This window comes from Oryzibacillus soli (assembly GCF_051594765.1).
Lineage (GTDB): Bacteria > Bacillota > Bacilli > Paenibacillales > NBRC-103111 > Paenibacillus_AR.
Map to the genome: position 1 here is coordinate 77,267 of NZ_JBPPGJ010000013.1, position 17,624 is coordinate 94,890.

General features: G+C 62.7%; 16 protein-coding genes. 1 reads left to right on the forward strand and 15 read right to left on the reverse strand.

What is annotated here, in order from left to right; genetic code table 11:
* Window positions 1–37: 37 nt before the first annotated feature.
* The 7 genes from ACSEXW_RS18220 to ACSEXW_RS18250 form a co-directional block, all read right to left on the reverse strand.
* Window positions 38–1,213, reverse strand: coding sequence for a response regulator transcription factor (locus ACSEXW_RS18220; RefSeq protein ID WP_438447597.1), 1,176 nt, complete (start codon window positions 1,211–1,213; stop codon window positions 38–40).
* On the reverse strand, window positions 1,197–1,685 hold the full coding sequence (locus tag ACSEXW_RS18225; protein ID WP_438447598.1) for a hypothetical protein: 489 nt from the start codon (window positions 1,683–1,685) through the stop codon (window positions 1,197–1,199). The genes ACSEXW_RS18220 and ACSEXW_RS18225 overlap by 17 nt, the downstream gene beginning before the upstream one ends.
* A gap of 153 nt (window positions 1,686–1,838) precedes the next feature.
* A complete protein-coding gene (locus ACSEXW_RS18230; protein ID WP_438447599.1) occupies window positions 1,839–2,051 on the reverse strand; it encodes a hypothetical protein in 213 nt (70 codons plus the stop codon).
* Complete coding sequence (hydA, locus tag ACSEXW_RS18235) at window positions 2,051–3,487, reverse strand: dihydropyrimidinase (protein WP_438447600.1); 1,437 nt, start codon at window positions 3,485–3,487, stop codon at window positions 2,051–2,053. The genes ACSEXW_RS18230 and hydA overlap by 1 nt, the downstream gene beginning before the upstream one ends.
* A gap of 2 nt (window positions 3,488–3,489) precedes the next feature.
* A complete protein-coding gene (gene preA, locus ACSEXW_RS18240; protein ID WP_438447601.1) occupies window positions 3,490–4,779 on the reverse strand; it encodes an NAD-dependent dihydropyrimidine dehydrogenase subunit PreA in 1,290 nt (429 codons plus the stop codon).
* 47 nt (window positions 4,780–4,826) lie between these two features.
* A complete protein-coding gene (locus ACSEXW_RS18245) occupies window positions 4,827–6,212 on the reverse strand; it encodes an NAD(P)-dependent oxidoreductase (RefSeq protein ID WP_438447602.1) in 1,386 nt (461 codons plus the stop codon).
* 34 nt (window positions 6,213–6,246) lie between these two features.
* On the reverse strand, window positions 6,247–7,518 hold the full coding sequence (locus tag ACSEXW_RS18250) for a Zn-dependent hydrolase (RefSeq protein WP_438447603.1): 1,272 nt from the start codon (window positions 7,516–7,518) through the stop codon (window positions 6,247–6,249).
* A gap of 159 nt (window positions 7,519–7,677) precedes the next feature.
* Between ACSEXW_RS18250 and ACSEXW_RS18255 the strand changes: the two genes are divergently transcribed.
* A complete protein-coding gene (locus ACSEXW_RS18255) occupies window positions 7,678–9,426 on the forward strand; it encodes a PucR family transcriptional regulator (protein ID WP_438447604.1) in 1,749 nt (582 codons plus the stop codon).
* 13 nt (window positions 9,427–9,439) lie between these two features.
* On the opposite strand, the gene ACSEXW_RS18260 is transcribed toward ACSEXW_RS18255, so the two are convergent.
* The 8 genes from ACSEXW_RS18260 to ACSEXW_RS18295 form a co-directional block, all read right to left on the reverse strand.
* The gene (locus ACSEXW_RS18260; protein ID WP_438447695.1) at window positions 9,440–10,798 is read right to left on the reverse strand and encodes an aspartate aminotransferase family protein; all 1,359 of its coding nucleotides are present in this window, start codon (window positions 10,796–10,798) and stop codon (window positions 9,440–9,442) included.
* A gap of 11 nt (window positions 10,799–10,809) precedes the next feature.
* On the reverse strand, window positions 10,810–12,294 hold the full coding sequence (locus ACSEXW_RS18265) for a CoA-acylating methylmalonate-semialdehyde dehydrogenase (RefSeq protein WP_438447605.1): 1,485 nt from the start codon (window positions 12,292–12,294) through the stop codon (window positions 10,810–10,812).
* A 38-nt stretch (window positions 12,295–12,332) separates the two neighbouring features.
* Entirely contained in the window at window positions 12,333–13,214 is an 882-nt protein-coding gene (locus ACSEXW_RS18270; RefSeq protein WP_438447606.1) for a nitrilase-related carbon-nitrogen hydrolase, read from the reverse strand.
* 18 nt (window positions 13,215–13,232) lie between these two features.
* A complete protein-coding gene (locus ACSEXW_RS18275; protein ID WP_438447607.1) occupies window positions 13,233–14,270 on the reverse strand; it encodes an ABC transporter substrate-binding protein in 1,038 nt (345 codons plus the stop codon).
* Between the two features lie 103 nt (window positions 14,271–14,373).
* On the reverse strand, window positions 14,374–15,261 hold the full coding sequence (locus ACSEXW_RS18280) for an ABC transporter permease (protein WP_438447608.1): 888 nt from the start codon (window positions 15,259–15,261) through the stop codon (window positions 14,374–14,376).
* A 5-nt stretch (window positions 15,262–15,266) separates the two neighbouring features.
* The gene (locus tag ACSEXW_RS18285) at window positions 15,267–16,073 is read right to left on the reverse strand and encodes an ABC transporter permease (protein ID WP_438447609.1); all 807 of its coding nucleotides are present in this window, start codon (window positions 16,071–16,073) and stop codon (window positions 15,267–15,269) included.
* A gap of 4 nt (window positions 16,074–16,077) precedes the next feature.
* Window positions 16,078–16,872 (reverse strand): ABC transporter ATP-binding protein, encoded by a 795-nt coding sequence (locus ACSEXW_RS18290; protein ID WP_438447610.1) that lies wholly within the window; start codon window positions 16,870–16,872, stop codon window positions 16,078–16,080.
* A 241-nt stretch (window positions 16,873–17,113) separates the two neighbouring features.
* Window positions 17,114–17,542, reverse strand: coding sequence for a DUF6157 family protein (locus ACSEXW_RS18295; RefSeq protein ID WP_438447611.1), 429 nt, complete (start codon window positions 17,540–17,542; stop codon window positions 17,114–17,116).
* Between the last annotated feature and the right edge of the window lie 82 nt (window positions 17,543–17,624).

Sequence of the window (17,624 nt, forward strand, 5' to 3'; positions counted from 1 at the left end):
TATCGGTTGAATTACGTATTTTGCTCCGCGGAGGGGATTACTCGCCGTTCTGCAGCCCCTTTTCCATCACATAGCGGGTCAAAGCGCTGCGGGAAGCCACCTCGAGCTTCTGGTAGATCCGCTCCAGATGCGTTGTGACCGTCCTTGGACTGATGAACAGCGCCCGGGCGATCTCCGCATTGGGGGAGCCCTTGGCCACGTGAATGGCGACTTGACGCTCCCTGGCGCTAAGCGCCGTATAGAACGGGTCGGTTTCCTTGTCCCACTTCAGCTTGGCCCGCTCCACCGCCTGCTTGAACAGCGCCTCCCGGTTCTCCCCGGAATCGGCGGAAAGCGCAGATAAGGCCTCTCCCAGCATGCCGGACAAGATCCGGATATAGCCGTCCTCGATGGACGCAAGGGTTCCTAAGGGCTCACCGGGATCCTCGCAGATGACCATGCCCGCCACCGATTGGTGCGACGGCACCGGGAAGGCCAGATAGCCGGCAGGCGAATCCTCCGTGATGGGCATCTCCGCCATCCGTTCACCCGGTTCTTCCCGACCGGGCCGGATGGAGTGCAGATACCGCAGCTGCGAACGGATCTGGTGAAACCGGATGACCCGGTTCTCGCTTCGTACCCAGCATGCGAGCCGCTCCATGGCGGACAAGGCGGAAGCCTCCACGCCTGCACCCGGCACCCCTCTCGACGCCTTCAGCTTCACCTCGCCATCCCGGTCGCCCGGCACCCAATAGGACAGGCGCTTCCACCCGTGGGCGTCCGCCAAGGCAGACAGCAATTCCCCATATCGTTCCGGGGAAGGCTGGAGGTGGACGGCTTCCTCCGTACAGACGCGGACCGCCGTCACTTGGAGCAGCAGTACCGACTTCAAAGGAGCCGCGAGCTCAACGCCTGCCATCCAGGAGATGGCCTCCAGCTCGGTTCGGATGCGGTCGAACAGCGGTCCCTTGTCCTCCTCGCGAAGATAACGTACGGACAGCTCCCAATGGCGGAAATCCCCCGGATGAACCAGCTTCAAGAGCGCCAGGGGCCGCCGGTGCAGATTGGCCCGGGTCTTGTTCAGCAGCTGATTTGCAATGGCTACAGTGCCGTCCTCGGCATGCCACACCCGGGTCAGATTGCATATATTCGGAATCCCCTCCGGTGAACCGGTCACGATGCAGGAGGGATAAGCCCCATCGAAGAGGGGCATCAGTTCAGCGGGCAGGATCATGGCCCTTCCCTCCTTCCATTACGGGGCGCCCTGCGTCCGGGCCCGGAGTCTGGGTATAAACCGAATGAATGCCGATCTCCAAGGCATAGCAGTCCGACGGCATGACCCGGATCAGCGGCAGCAAGCCCGGAGCATACTTGGACACCCGCCTCAGCTGCTCCGCCAACGCGACGGCATCCTCCGCATCCAGAGGACCTGCATTCCGGAAGCGTCCCTTGAATTGGTACGATTCGTTATCCACTCCGGAGGTCAGCAGCACGGCCAGCTCCCGGAGAAGCTCCGCATATTCGTTCAGCCGAAGCCATTGGCTCTTCAAGACATACGTCCGTATGACCCCCTCCTCCCGGTCGGACCGGTACCCGTAGCCTCTGCAGGTGAAGGGAGTCTGATCTTCCTTTACGGCCGCCACATGGATAAAGACTGGCACCTCCCGCTGCTGAAACCGGACCACCTCTTCCGTCCACACCGCCATCTCCGCCTTTCTCTCGCCCTATTTTCTCCCATTCTAAACGAGTTTCGGGAGCATGGGAAGAATCGGAATCCGGATCCCGCTCATTCGGCCGGAGACAAGAACAGGCCAGCCGGATGCCGTCCGGTTGGCCTGTATCATCGGGCTTACGCTTCGTCAGGAAGCCTCGCCCCGTATGAGGGCGGTCACATATTTGCGTGCATCGGGATTCAGCAGCAGCAGCACCATCTGGCCCGGCTCCGTGCCGCCTCGGACGAACCGGACCTCCGTACCATCCAGATCCTCCTTCAGCGCAGTGATGCTGTAGCCTTGGGCGATGTAGGCGTCGATATCCTCCTTCTCGCTGAGAAATTCCTCGTAGGATGACATCAGGATACGCCCCCCTTCACCGGCTCCGCACCGGCGGTCCGCAGCGCAGGCGCCGGAGGGTTGAACCGTTTGCGGCGCAGGTATTGCCCATAGCCGGGCGTACCGACGAACTGCTTGTTGCGGATGATGAAATCGCCCCGGACCAGGACGGATACCGGCTCGCCGGTGATCTGCAGCCCCTCGAAGGCATTGTAGTCCACGTTCATGTGGTGGGTTGCGGCCGAGATCGTCCGCTCCGCGTTGGGATCGAAGATCACCAGATCCGCATCGCTGCCGATGGCGATGGTGCCTTTTTGGGGGAAAAGACCGAAGAGCTTGGCAGCTTGGGTGGAGATGACGTCCACGAACTGGTGGATGGAGATCCTTCCCTTGCGGACGCCCTCCGAGTATAGGATGCTGAAGCGGTCCTCGATGGTGGGCCCCCCGTTGGGAATCTTGGAGAAGTCGTTCAGGCCCAGATCCTTCTGCCCGTTGAAATTGAAGGAGCATTGGTCGGAGCCCACCGTCTGAAGCGAGCCGCTCCACAGAGCGTCCCAGAGTACCTCCTGGTTCCACTTCTCCCGCAGGGGAGGCGACCACACGTACTTGGCCCCTTCGAAGTTGGGCTTCTCCAGATCCGTCTGGTCCAGCATCAGATATTGCGGGCAGGTCTCGCCGTATACCCGCACGCCCTTGCGGCGCGCCTCCTCGATCTGGCGGACTGCCTCCGCGCAGGTCACGTGGACCACGTACAGCTGGGAATCGGCGAATTCCGTCAGTTTGGCGGCCCGGCCCGTTGCCTCTCCCTCCAGTACCGCAGGCCGGGTCAGCGCATGATAGACGGGCTCTGTATGACCGGCGGCCAGCGCCTGCTCGATCAGGTGGGCGATGACGTCGCCGTTCTCCGCGTGGACCATGACGAGGGCACCGTGCTCCTTGGCGGCGAGAAGGGTCTTATAGAGGGTCCCGTCATCGGCCTGGAAGACGTTCTTGTAAGCCATGAACACCTTCAGCGAAGTGATTCCCTGCTCCTCGATGATGATGGGCAGCTCCTCCAGCACCTCATCATTCATCTGCCCGATCATCAGGTGGAAGCCGTAATCGATAACGGCCTTGCCTTTGGATTTGTCGTGCCAGGTTTTGACGGCCTTGGACAGCGGCTCATTCTTCGTCGTCAGGCAAAAATCGATGACCGTCGTCGTCCCTCCGAACGCGGCGGCTATGGTGCCCGTTTCGAAGTCGTCCGCCGTGACGGTGCCGCCGAAGGGCATGTCGAGGTGGGTGTGGGGATCGATGCCGCCCGGGAACACGTAGCAGCCCGAAGCATCCACCACAACCGCTCCGGGGACGTCCAGGTCCACGCCGATCATAACGATGATCCCATCCTCGATCAGGATGTCGCCGAAGTATTGGTCGGACGCCGTGACGATGGTGCCGTTTTTGATGATTTTCTTCATGGTTACACCGCCTCCATTTCGGGGGATTGGGCGTTCAGACGGGCGACGGCCTTCTGGCGGTCGTTCCAGCTCATGGGGGGCAGCGCCGAAGGGACCTCCACCATCTCAATGGCGCCGTCCACCGGGCAGACGATGGAGCACAGGTTGCAGCCGACGCAGTCCTCCTCCCGCACCTTCAGGAACGGCTTGCCGTGAACGTCCGTATGGCGCTCGATGCACTGGTGGGAGGTGTCCTCGCAGCTGATGTGGCACTTGTTGCAGGAGATGCAGGTGTCGGTGTCGATGCGGGCCACGACCTTGTAGTTCAGATCCAGATCGCCCCAGTTGGAATACTTGGGCACGGCACGCCCGATGAGCTCCGTCACGGAGGCCAGCCCCTTGGCGTCGAGGTAGCGGTTCAGGCCGTCGATCATCTCCTCTACGATCCGGAAGCCGTGATGCATAACCGCCGTACACACTTGGACGCCCGTTGCGCCCATCAAGAGGAACTCCACCGCATCCTGCCAGGTGGAGATGCCGCCGATGCCGGAGATGGGCGCTTGAATCTGCGGGTGCCGGGCGCATTCGGCCACCATGCTGAGCGCGATGGGCTTGACGGCCGGGCCGCAGTAGCCGCCGTGGGCGCCTTTGCCCCCAACATGGGGAATGGTGTTCCAGGTATCCAGGTCCACTCCGGCCAAGGAGTTGATGGTGTTGATCATGCTGACCGCATCCGCTCCGCCCATCACCGCATGCTTGGCGGTCATGGTGATGTCGGTGATGTTGGGCGTCAGCTTGACGATGACCGGAGTGGCGGCCACCTCCTTCACCCAGTAGGTCTGGCGCTCCACCAGGTCCGGCTGCTGGCCGGAAGCCGAGCCCATGCCCCGCTCCGCCATGCCGTGGGGACAGCCGAAGTTAAGCTCCAGTCCGTCAACCCCGACGGCCTCTACCCGCTTGACGATCTCATGCCACTTCTCCTGCTTCGGCTCCACCATGAGAGAGGCGATCAGGACGTTCTTCGGGAAACGCTTCTTCGTCTCCGCAATCTCCCGGAGATTGACCTCCAGCGGGCGGTCCGTGATCAGCTCGATGTTATTGAAGCCTGCCACACGCTGGCCATTGAAGTTCACGGCGGCGAACCGGGAGGAGGTGTTGATGATGGGCTCCCCCAGCGTCTTCCACACCGCCCCGCCCCAGCCCGCTTCGAAGGCCCGCTGGACCTGGTAGCCGGTGTTCGTCGGGGGCGCTGATGCAAGCCAGAACGGATTGGGTGAATCGATACCCGCCAGATTGATGCGCAGATCTGCCATAGTGGTGGTCGCCTCCTTCTAATTGATGGCCGGTTCCGTCCGGCCCTTTACATCGCCACACTCTTCGGCTGGCCGGCGAAGTGGCGGATAATGGCGCGGGCGGTCCGCTTGCCCTGCTCAGCGGCGGATACCACCATGGCCTCTCCGCCCCCTGAGCCGAACACGACATCGCCGGCGGCGTATACCTTCGGGTGCGAGGTTCGGTGGGTGTCCGCATCCACGGTGACGACCCCCTTCTCGTGTTTCAGCCCCAGCTGGGCGATCAGGCCGGTGTGGCGGGTTTGGCCCACCGCTAGGATGACGGCGTCCACGGGCAGGAGGAACTCACTGCCCTCCACCGGCTCCGGCACGGGCCGCCCGTCCTTGCCCGGCAGATCCAAGAGGCGCAACCGGAGGCATTCCAGATGGGTCACCCGGCCGTACTCATCGCCAACGATCCGCTTAGGTGCGGTGAGCCAGCTGAATTCCACCCCCTCCTGCTTGGCGAACTCGAATTCGAAGTCGTAGGCCGTCATCTCCTTGCGGGTGCGGCGGTAGACGATCTTCACCTTCTCCGCGCCCAGCCGGACCGAGCAGGTGGCGGCATCGATGGCCGTATTGCCGGCGCCGATGACGGCCACCCGGGCTCCCAACAAGGGGACGGGCGGATAGCCCGGCTTCTTCGTCTCCTCGACCAGACGGATGGCGTCGTAGACGCCCTCCAGCTCCTCCCCTTCAATCCCCAGAGGGGGGACCTCTCCCATACCGGCGGCCAGCACCACCGCGTCGTACTCCTCCAGCAGCTTCGCGGCCGGCACGTCCGTACCGATCCGGACTCCGGTCCGGATGTCCACGCCCAGCTGCCGCACCTGCTCCACCTCCCACAGCGCCACCTCCTGCGGGAGGCGGAAGGAGACGATGCCGTGGGTGTTCAGCCCGCCGGCCAGCGGCTTCGCCTCGTACACCACGGTCTCGAAGCCCTCCCGGGCCAGCTCCCGCGCAGCGGACAGCCCGGCGGGCCCTCCGCCGATGACGGCCACCTTCAGTCCGTTCGGAGCTCCCGCACGGAACAGCGGCTTCCCGGCCCGCATGGCCCAGTCCGTGGCATAACGCTGAAGCAGTCCGATGCGGATCGGCTGGGACGGCCCATTCAGGACGCACGCGCCCTCGCACAGCACCTCCGTCGGACAAACCCGGGAGCAGCTGGCTCCTACCGGATTGGCGTCCATGATGGCAACTGCAGCCCCCTCGGGATTGCCCGTGGCGATCCGCTTAATGAACGAAGGGATATTGATGCCCGTCGGGCAGGCTTGGATGCAGGGGGCATCGTAGCAATACAAGCAGCGGTTGGATTCCTCCGCCGCCGCTTTAGGCGTAAGTCCCGCCTCCGCCTCCGCAAAATTGGCGGCATACTGCTCCATCGGCAGCATGCCCGGCAAACCTCTCTTCTCCATCCGCCAGCCTCCCCGTCGTGATATATGGTCTTGCTCAGTCCACGCCTGCCTGGACGGACTGCCCGGCTGTACATAGCTTGAGCGCCGTCCGGTACAGGAGCTCCGTACCCAGGGCGATGTCCTCCATCGACGAATATTCCTTCGGATTGTGGCTCACCCCATCCTTGCACCGGACGAAAATCATCCCATAGTCGCAGGAATAGGACATGGCCAAAGCATCGTGGAACGGGCCGCTCATCAGCTCCGGCAGAGGGATTCCCATCTCCCCCGCCGCCTCCCGGATCCGATCCTTCAGATGGTCCGCGCAGTATCGGGGATCGCTGACCGTATCCTCCCGGATCTCATAGCGCAGTCCATGGGCGGCGGCGGTCCGGGCAACCATCTCCCGCAGCTCCGCCTCCAGCCGGTTGCGCCGTTCCAGATCGATGTCGCGGAGATCCACTGTGAACTGCACGTGCTCCGGGATGATGTTCCGCGAGTCCGGGAACACCCTTAAGGAACCGACCGTGCCCACGGTAGGGGCTCCGGGCTCCCGAGAGGCCAGCTCCCGGAGTCCCGCGATGATCTGCGCCGCCCCCACGAGGGCGTCCTTGCGCATATGCATCGGAACCGAGCCTGCATGACCGGCGAAGCCGAACAGATCCACGGTCCACCAGATGGGGCCCGAGATGCCGGTGACCAGGCCTACGGCCCGGTCCATCGCTTCCAATACAGGGCCCTGCTCGATGTGGAGCTCCAGATAAGCACCCACGCGGCCCGGCGGATACTGATCCGCCCCGAACCGGTCCGGGTCTCCGCCGAACTCCAGCAGCGCCTGCCTCCGGGTCACCCCGTTCTTGTCCGTCCGCTCCAGCTCGCCCTCCTCCAAGCGGCCCAGCAGACCCCGAACACCGAACAGCCCTTTGTTGAAACGGCAGCCCTCCTCATCGCAGAACGCGGCTACCTCCAGCGGCATTTGCGGCACGATCCCCTGCTCCCTCAGCGTCTGGACCGCCTCGATGGCGCCGATGACGCCGATGATGCCGTCGAAGCGTCCCGCATAGGGCTGGGTGTCGATATGGGAGCCCATCATCAACGCAGGCGCATCCGGATCGCGGCCCTCCAGCCTTCCGATCAGATTGCCGAAGGCATCGATGCGGGCCGTAAGCCCCGCCTCCTCCATCCAACCCTTAACCACCTCGGCCGCCTGCCGGTCCTCCGGCGACAGCGCCAGACGGCATACCCCGGTGTCGCTGATCCTCCCGATCTCCGCCAGCCGGCTGATCCGCCGCTCCACACGGTCCGCCCGGATCGTGAATTGGGACATCCGGCACCCCCCTCTCCCGCACGTTAGATTTTATAACACAAAAGCTCGTAACGCCCCATAAAAGAGCTCTTCTTCGATCCATTACTTCGCATTCCCTAACCCTTTTCACTATGTTATGTTATATTCATTAACATTCTCTCGGTAAAGGTGGTGTTCATCTTGGATTGGGAGCAGCCGTTGACCGTACAGGAAGCCATCGCAAGACCGGTATTCGCCGACGCCCAGGTGACGGCGGGCTCTGCCGGCTTGGACCGCCCGGTGCGCTGGGTTCACGTCCTGGAGATCTCCTCCTTCGAGAAGCTTCTCTATGGAGAAGAGATGATCCTGGCTACTGGAGTCGGCTTCCACCCCGACCCGGACCGCTCCGTCACGTTCATGGAGAAGCTCATCGACCAAGGCGCCTCCTGCTTATGCGTCGAGCTGGGGCCCTATTTCCCCTCCGTGCCGGACAGCTGGATCCGATTGGCGGAGGAGCACCGTTTCCCATTGATTCTGTTCCACCGTACCGTGCGGTTCGTAGACATCACCCAAGATCTTCACACCCTGATTCTAAGCCGTCACCACAACACGCTGCGGGAGCTGGAGGTGGTCTCCCGGGAGTTCCATCGCCTGACCCTAACCTCCCAGGGGACGGGCAACGTGCTGAAGCTTCTCCACCGCAGCACCCGGACCCGACTCGTCTACCTCCCGCTTCCCGGCAGCCCAACCTTCCACCCCGCACCGCCGCCCGGCGATCAGGAAAAGCTTCTGCAGTTTTTGGCCGACTGCCGGCAGGAGCTGGACGAATCCAAGCCCAACGCGGCCCCTTACATCCGCCCCTTCCAAGACAAGACCGCCATCGTCAAGCCCATCGGGGCCCAGAGTCAGACTTGGGCGTATCTGGCCATGATCTGTGAACGCCAGCCCCGGGAGACGGACTACCTGCTGTTGGACTCCGCTTCCCTATCCATTGCGCAGGAGCTTCTCCGGACCCGGTATATGGAGGAGCGCAAGCTGTTCGCGGAGAACCGGTGGGTGGAGGAGCTTCTGAACGGTCAACTGGAGGACGACAAACAACTGCTGGCTTTGGCCGGCCCCCATCTGGGGAGAATCCAAGACCTCCATCTCCGGGTATGCCTGATCGAGATCGGCCAATCCCCCGATGCGGACCAGCCCTCCCAGGAGCATGAACGGGAATCCATCCGCTACCACCTGTCCCTCCACCTTCGCTCCGTCTTCGAAAAGCATGGCTACCGCCCCTTCATCACCGTCCGCAACGAACGGCTCACCGTCATTGCCGTAGACCAGAAATCCCGGATCAAAGCCAAGGACCGCTTCCGCCGGATCCTGGACGCTTTAACCGCTGAGACCTCGGACCAAAAGCCCTTGCAGGGCTACCGGTTAACTGTCGGCTGCGGCAACGCCTGCACCCATCTCCGGGATGCGCCCGTTTCCTACCGGGAGGCCATGCAGGCCCTCTCCATGCAGGAAATTATGGGCACGCCCGCCGTGCTCTACGAGGAGCTGGGCATCTACCGTCTCCTGCTGCAGCTGGGCGGCGGCTCCACCCTGGACCCGTTCATCCAGGATTGCCTTGGCCCTCTTTTGGAGCACGACCGGACCAAGGGCAGCGAGCTTCTCGCCACGCTCAAGGTGTACCTGGACCATGACGGCTCCAAGCAGATCGCCGCCCAGAAGCTGTTCATCGTCCGGCAGTCCCTCTATTACCGCCTGGAGAAAATCAAGGAGCTGCTGGGTGTGGACGTCCTGTCTCCCGAACACCGGATCTCCATCCAGGTGGCGCTCCGGGCGTTCCGGCTGCTTCATCCGGACCGGTACCGGGAATGCCTCGGCGTCGCCGGAACCAATGGCACTGTGCAGCCGCCGGCTCCGGGCACCGGCCCTTCCGGCTCCAAAGGCGGCGCCTGATGGCTCCACCTCGTCACGGCAGCTGCTGTTCCATGACCTCCTTGAAGACGCTCAGGATAAAGGCCAGATCCTCGTCCGTCGAGGCCAGCGGAGGAGCGAAGGTCAGCACGTTGTTGAAGCCCGCCACCGTATCCCCGTTCTTGCCGATGATCAAGCCCTTGGCCTTGCAGCCGGAGAGGATCCGCTTGACGGCTTCCGGCGAAGCCGGCTCCTTGGTCGCCTTGTCGGCCACCAGCTCCATACCGAGGATCAGGCCGAAGCTCCGAATGTCTCCTACCAGCGGATGATCCCGCAGCTCCTCCATCCCTTCCCGCAGCCTCCGGCCCAGGAGCTCCGCCCGCTTCACCAGCCCCTCCCGCTCCATCAGCTCCAGATTCTTCAAGGCCAGGGCGCAGGCGGCGGGGTTGCCCCCGAAGGTGTTCACGTGCCGGAAGTGGCTGTACGCCTCCTGCCCCATGAAGGCTTCGTAGATGTCCCGGCGGACCGCTGTGGAGGACAGCGGCAGATAGGCGCTGGTCAGCCCCTTGGCCATGGTGACGATATCCGGCTTCAAGCCGAAATTCTGGTGGCCGAACCTGCGGCCCGAACGGCCGAACCCGCAGATCACCTCGTCGATGATCAAGAGCACGCCGTGCCTGCGGCAGATCTCCTGGACCTTCTCCAGATAAACGGGATGTGGGACGATGACCCCGCCGCCCGTGATAACCGGCTCCATGATGACCCCGGCTACGCTCTCCACGCCCTCCCAGACGATGGTGTTCTCGATGGCCTGGGCGCATTGAAGATTGAACGCCTCCTCGGACATCCCGGAAGGCCGCCTGTAGCTGTCCGGAGGCGCCACGTGCAGGAAGCCTGCGGACAGCGGCTCATACTTATACTTGCGCTGGGCCTGGCCCGTGGCGGACAAGGCGCCCAGCGAGCTGCCGTGGTAGGCCCGGTAGCGGGAGATGAACTTATACCGGTTGGGATGGCCAAGCTGCTGGTGGTATTGGCGTACGATTTTGAAGGCCGCTTCATTGGCTTCGGAGCCGCTGTTGGAGAAGAACACCACATACTCTCCCTCCAGCCACTCGTTCAGCTTCTCCGCCAGCCGGATCGCCGGCAGATGGCTCTGGGTCAGCGGATAGTAGGGCAGCTCCAGCAGCTGCTTGTAGGCGGCCTCCGCCAGCTCCTGCCTCCCGTAGCCTACGTTCACGCACCACAGGCCGGACATGCCGTCCAGGTACCGCCTGCCCTGGTGATCCGTAATCCATGACCCCTGTGCGCTCGTGACCACCATGGGCGGTTCGTGTTCGTTGTAGGGCGTGATGTTGTGCCATAAGTACTTCCGGTCCTTCGCCACCGGATCGTTCCGGTCGCTGTCCACTTGCATCGCCATGGGCGTCAACCTCCCGTTCGGCCGGCATAGCGGGCCGTGAGCATTTTTTTGCGGGTATAGAACTCCACTCCGTCCCGCCCGTTGGCATGCAGATCCCCGTAGAACGACTTCTTATAGCCGGAGAACGGGAAGAAGGCCATCGGAGCCGGAACTCCCACATTGATGCCGAGCATGCCTGCATCGATCTCGTCGCGGAACTGCCGGATGGCGGAGGCGCTGTCCGTATAGAGGCAGGCGCCGTTGGCGAACTCCGACCGGTTGGCCACCGCGATGGCCTCGGACAGATCGTTCACCCGGACCACGGAGAGCACCGGGGCGAACAGCTCGTCGGTCCACAGCTTCATGCCGGGCTCCACCCGGTCGAAGATGGTCGGGCCCACGAAGTAGCCGCAGCCCGATACCGCTTCATCCCGTCTACCGTCCCGAACCAGCTCCGCCCCTTCGGCCACGCCGGATTCGATGTAGCCCAGGGTGCGCTCCTTGTGGGAGGCCCGGATGACGGGCCCCAGGAACACGCCCTCCTCCATGCCGCTGCCGATGCGCAGACGGTCCGCCTCCTCCCGAAGACGGGACACCAGCTCATCGCCAACCGCACCTACCGCCACTACGACCGCGCAGGCCATACACCGCTCGCCGGCAGAGCCGAAGGCGGCCGAGACGATGTTCTTCACGGCCAGCTCCAAGTCCGCGTCCGGCAGAACAATGGAATGGTTCTTGGCGCCTGCCAGCGCCTGGACCCGCTTGCCGTGGGCGGCGGCCGTCCTGTAGACGTGCTCCGCCACCGGCTGGGAGCCCACGAAGGAGACGGCGGCGATGTCCGGATGCTCCAGCATCCCGTTCACCACCTCTCGGGCACCATGGACCACGTTCAGCACCCCGGGCGGGAAGCCCGCCTCCGAGAAGAGCTCCGCCAGGCGGTTCACCAGGAGCGGCGTCCGCTCCGAGGGCTTCAGCACGAAGGTATTGCCGCAGGCGATGGCCAGCGGGAACATCCAGCAGGGCACCATCATGGGGAAGTTGAAGGGGGCGATGCCGCCCACCACCCCGATCGGGTACCGGTACATGCCGGATTCCATCCCTGTGGCGATATCGGGCAGTTGGGTCCCCATCATGAGGGTCGGAGCGCCAGCCGCAAATTCCACACATTCGATTCCCCGCTGAACCTCACCGTAAGCTTCCTCGTAGCTCTTGCCGTTCTCCCGGGTGATCAAGGCGGCCAGCTCCTCCCAGCGCTCCGTCAGGAGCTGCTGGTAGCGGAAGAACAGCCGGGCCCGCCGGGGAACCGGCACCCTGCTCCACTCCCGGAACGCCTCCCGGGCCGTTGACACCGCCCGGTCCAGATCGTTCCGCGAGGAGAGAGGCACGTAGGCGATGATCTCGCCCGTGGCCGGATCGGGAACCGGTTCGAATCGTCCTCCGACGGATTCCGTCCAGCCTCCCCCGATATAGTTGCGAAGCTTCGGTATCGGCTTCGGATCTTGATCAGCCACGCTTCCACATCCTTTCGATGATGTCCGGAGCCCTTCCCTTACAAGCCGGCCAGCTCCCCGTAGGTTTCGGGGCGGCGGTCCCGGTAGAACTGCCAGCTCTCCCGGACCTCCCGGATCAGCCGCTTGTTCATCTCGCCCACCACCACCTCATCTTGGTTCCGGCTGCCGATGGCCACGATGGTGCCCCTCGGGTCCGCCAGGTACGACTGGCCGTAGAACTCGCCCATGTTCCAGGGCGCTTCGACGCCCACCCGGTTGATGGCCGCCATATAGTAGCCGTTGGCCACCGCATGAGCCGGCTGCTCCAGCTTCCACAGATACTCCGAGGTGCCGGCCACGGTAGCCGACGGGTTGAAGACGATCTCCGCCCCGCCAAGCCCCAGCATCCGCGCCCCTTCGGGAAAGTGGCGGTCATAGCAGATGTACACGCCGACCTTGGCATAGGCGGTATCGAATACCCGATAGCCCAGGTTCCCCGGCTTGAAGTAATACTTCTCCCAGAACCCGCACCCGTTGCCGCCGGCCCCCACGTGGGGGATGTGGTGCTTCCGGTACTTGCCCAGGTAGGAGCCGTCCGCGTCGATGACGGCGGCCGTGTTGTAGTAAGTGGCGATTCCCTCCCGCTCATACACCGGGAGAATGATCACCACGGCCAGCTCCTTGGCCAGCTCTTGAAACAATCGGACCGTGGGCCCGCCCGGCACCTCCTCGGCGGCGGCGTACCATTTCGCCGTCTGCTCGGCGCAGAAGTACGGTCCGAAGAAAATTTCCTGCAGCCCGATGATCTGAGCCCCTTGGGCGGCTGCTTCCCGGACCAGCCGGACATGCTTTTCCACTGCCGCCTCCTTGTGCTTTTCCACCGGCTCGCCGCCGTCGAGATCATGGGACGCTTGTATGAGACCGATTTTGACCGTATCCATGGATGGTACGCCTCCTCCTTACTTGTTCGCCATCTCGACAATCTCATTGGTATAAGCCTTCTTCAGGTCCGCCGCCTTCTTGATGACGCCGAATTGAAGGGCGATGTCTGCGGTCTGCTTGAACTTGGCGTCATCCACATAGCCCAGCTTTGCCAGGTCAAAGCCCTGCGGGGCCACCAGCTTCGCCACCTCCGTCATCATCTTCATTTGATGGTCCTTGGAGGTGCTTCCTTTTTCCACCTGCTTCATGACGATGTCCACAGCGGCGTCCGGCTTCTCCACCGCTTCCTTCCACCCCTTAAGCGAAGCCTTGACGAACTTGGCGGCCGTCTCCTTGTTCTTGGCCAGCCAGTCCTTGTTGGCGAACAGGTTATCCTCCAGCATGGCGGTGCCTTCCTTGTTCATGTCGATCACGTTCAGGCCGGAGGCGGGAATCCCCTGCTCCAGCACCACCTGGTACTCATTGTAGGTCATGGCCGAAGCGGCATCGATCTCCCCCTTCAGGAACTGGTCCATGGTGAAGCCCTGTTTGACGAATTGCAGATCCTTGTTGGGATCCAGCTTGTATTTGTCGAAGAGAGCCAGCAGCTCGAACTCGTTGCCGCCCATCCAGTTGCCGATCTTCTTGCCCTTCATGTCCGCCGGACCGTTGATGCCCGCACTCTTCTTCGACACCAGCACCAGACCGCTGTTCTGGTAGATCTGGGCGATCTCCACCAGCGGAAGCCCCTGCTCCTGATGCGCCAGCAGGCTCGCCACCCAGTCCACGCCGATGTCCGCCGCCCCGTTGGCCACCTGCTGCTCCGGCACGATGTCGGGACCGCCCGGGACGATCTCCACCGCCAGCCCCTCATCCTTGTAGTATCCTTTCTCCAAGGCCACATAGTAGCCCGCAAACTGGGCCTGCGGCACCCACTTGAGCTGCAGCTTGACGGCAGCGTCCCCTTTGGAGGAAGAGGTCTCCTTATCCCCGCCGCAAGCGGCCAACACCGCCGTCAGCGCCGTAACGGCCGCCAACGCCAACACCCCGCGAACTTTCCGCTTTCCACTTCTCATCCCATCGCACTCCCTCTTGAATTGGAATCGCCTTGCTTCTCTCTTTGGTTTGACGCGTAAACTTTTATCCCCCGTTAGGGTTGCGGTTCGGAAGACCGGATCATCACGTCCGTTCGGACGGGTGCCACCGGATGAAGAGCTTCTCCAGACGCTCGACGATCAGGTACAGGAGCACCCCCGCCAACGCGGCTACGGTAATGCACGCCCAGCCAAGAGGCATCTTCGCCACCTTGATGGAGTTGGACAACAGGTACCCCAAGCCCCTGGACGAGTAAAAAAACTCCCCCACGATGGCTCCGATCATCCCCGACGTGGTGTTGATCTTCAGGGCAGTGAAGACGAACGGCAGGCTGTTGGCCATCCGGACGTACCGGAACACCTGACCCTTGCCGGCGGCATAGGAGTGCATCAGGTCCAGCGCCAGAGGCTCGATCATGCTCATGCCCTTATGGGCATTAATGGCCATGGCCGCCATGGCGGCAACCGTGACGATGGCGGCCCGGGAGCCAATGCCGTCGCCGAACCATAGGTTCATGATCGGCGCCAAGGCTACGATGGGCACTGCGTTCAGCGAGGCTGCCAGCCATACGCCGCCGGCGCCCCACCGGGGCCAGGCCGTGGCCAGAAGGGCCAGCAGGAAGCCCAGAACCGAACCGGCCAGCATGCCGGCCAGCGCCTCCGTCACCGTATAGCGGGTATACGAGAACAGAAGCGTCCCGTTATCCGCAATCGCTTGGGCGATGGCTGAAGGGAGAGGAAGCTGGAAGGTCTTCAGCTGGAGCAGGCTGTGAAACACCTTCAGCTGCCACAGGATCAGCACCAGCAGGCCGGCCGCCAAGGGCAGGAGCCACCCGCTTCCGTTCTTCTTACGCCTCGTGACCCGGACCACGGCTCCAACAGGCGTCACAGCTGCGATCAAGGCTGCCGTTCCGGCTCTGGAGCCGGGTTCAGCCGGTTCAGCTCGTTCCGGCGCTGTTGTACGTTCCGCCATTTCCATCACCTCCCGCCCCCTTTGATCCGGAATTCCGGCTGCCAGGGCGAGAGTCCTCTCTCCGCCAGCCCCATCAGTAGGTAGCCGGCCATCCCAAGCAGCGCGCCTACGATTACGGTGGACCAGAACATATAGACATGGGAAGGACCGTAGTACAGATTCTTCAGCATGATGACGCCGATGCCATGGCGGGCTCCCATGAGCTCCACCAGGATGGCTCCGGTCACCGCCATGGGGGCGGCGATCTTCAGCCCGCTGAAGAGACCGGGCAGCGATGCGGGAAGCCGGAGCTTCCAGTAGATCTCCCAAGGCTTCGCCGCATAAGAGTACATCAGCTCAAGCGTTGCGGGCTGGACGCTGCGCAGTCCGTGGAGCATATTCAACGCGACCGGGAAGAAGGTGATGTAGCCGGAGATCAGAACCCGGGCCGCATCCTCATCACGGACGATGCCGTAGACGATGGGGGCCAGCCCCAGGATGGGGATCATCTGCGAGGCAACGGCGTAGGGAAAGGTCAGCTGCTCCACCCTGCGGGAGAAGCTCATCAGAACGGCCAGCAAGGCGCCTGCGGCTCCGCCGATGACGAAGCCCATGGCGGCGTTCCCGAAGGTGACGGCCCCCTCCTTCCACAGCGTGGCGCCATAATCCGCGAAGGTTCGGGCGATCTCATGCAGGTAAGGCAGCTTCGATTGGGCCAGCGGCGTCTCCGCCACGCGGGTCAAGTACCAGGACAATCCTTCCCAGAGCAGGAGGGCGGCCGACACCCAGACCAGGATGGGCAAGAGACGGCTTCGGATCAGTTGTCCGTCCATCCCGTTACACCCCCTCGAAGCTGTCGCGGATGTCTGCGATCAGCTGGAAGAAGGGCCGGCTGTTGCGCATCTCCTTCGTACGGGGCCGCCCGAGAGGAATCGGCACGACGGCAGACAACCGGCCGGGGTGGGGCGATAGGACGAAGACGCGGTCGGAGAGGAACACGGCCTCGGGGATACTGTGGGTCACGAAGACCACGGTATTGCCTACCTTGCTCCAGATGGACAGAAGCTCCTCGTTGAGTCGCTCCCGGGAGAATTCGTCCAGGGCGGAGAACGGCTCATCCATGAGCAGGATTTCCGGCTCCATGGACAGCGCCCGGGCGATGGCCACACGCTGCTGCATGCCTCCGGACAGCTGCCACGGGTATTTGTCCCCAAAGCCCTGCAGACCGACCAGCTCCAGAAGCTCCGCCGCCTTCTCGTCCCGTTCCCGCTTCTTCACCTTCATGAGCTCCAGCGGCAACGTGATGTTGTCCTTCACCTTGCGCCAGTCGAACAGGCCGGGATGCTGGAACACGATGCCATACTTCCGGGCCAGACGGGCCTCCTTGGCACTCTTGCCCGCCACCTTCAGCGAGCCGCCGGAGGGTTGGATCAGGTCGGCCATGATCCGGAGCAGCGTCGTCTTGCCGCAGCCGGAGGGACCCAGAAGGGAGACGAACTCCCCCTTGCCGATCCGGAGGCTGACCTGCTCCAAGGCCAGGACGTCGGAGGTATCGGTCGCATAACACATGCTGACCCGGTCCAGCTCAATCTCGGGCACCTTCGGATCGGCCGTCTGTGCAGGGAGGGTCATCGTGGCCACCTCACTTTTGTTATGTTAATGTAATGTTTCATCACTTCTAAACTGATTTTCGTCCGTTTGGCCTCTGTTGTGTTATGTTTAATGACATGTTACACCCTAGGTCCGGCCGATGCATTAGACAGATCGTCAAATCGCCCGCCTATAATTCCGTCAAATTGTCAGACAACGGAAAACGCTTCAATAGAAGAAAAATAAAGAAGAGGCCTCCGGATATAACCCGGAAGCCTCTTCTTTATTTTCGCTTATTGCGCATGGCCGGCTCTACCTTGACCCCGCCTCCGTCTTTTCCTTCGGCGAAGGTCTGGTATTCAGGCGACTCCATGGCGACCAGCGCCAGCTTGCCTTCTTCGTCGTAGTGAACTCCCCACCCGTACTTCTTGGGAAGCATCGAGGCCCGCATGCAGGGATGGCTCTTGCTCAGAAGCTCCTCCCGGATGCGCTCCCCTTCCGCTTCCACAAGCTCGGCGGGAATCTCCTTGTGCCGGATATGCACCTCGTAGATCAGGTCATCCAGCGTGTACCGGTACGGTTTGGAGGACAGGAGCTCATACTGGAGCGCATGGACGGAAGGCTTGGCGTCCTTCTTCACGACCGGCTCCACGCTGTGCTCAACCGGGCAATCCGGCGACACCAGGACGAAGGAATTGCGAATCAGCGGCATGATCATCGCCCCTTTCGTATCGGAAGGAATCTTGTGTAAACCACCCCCAGTTTACCATGAACCGATCCGTTTCCGCATCCAA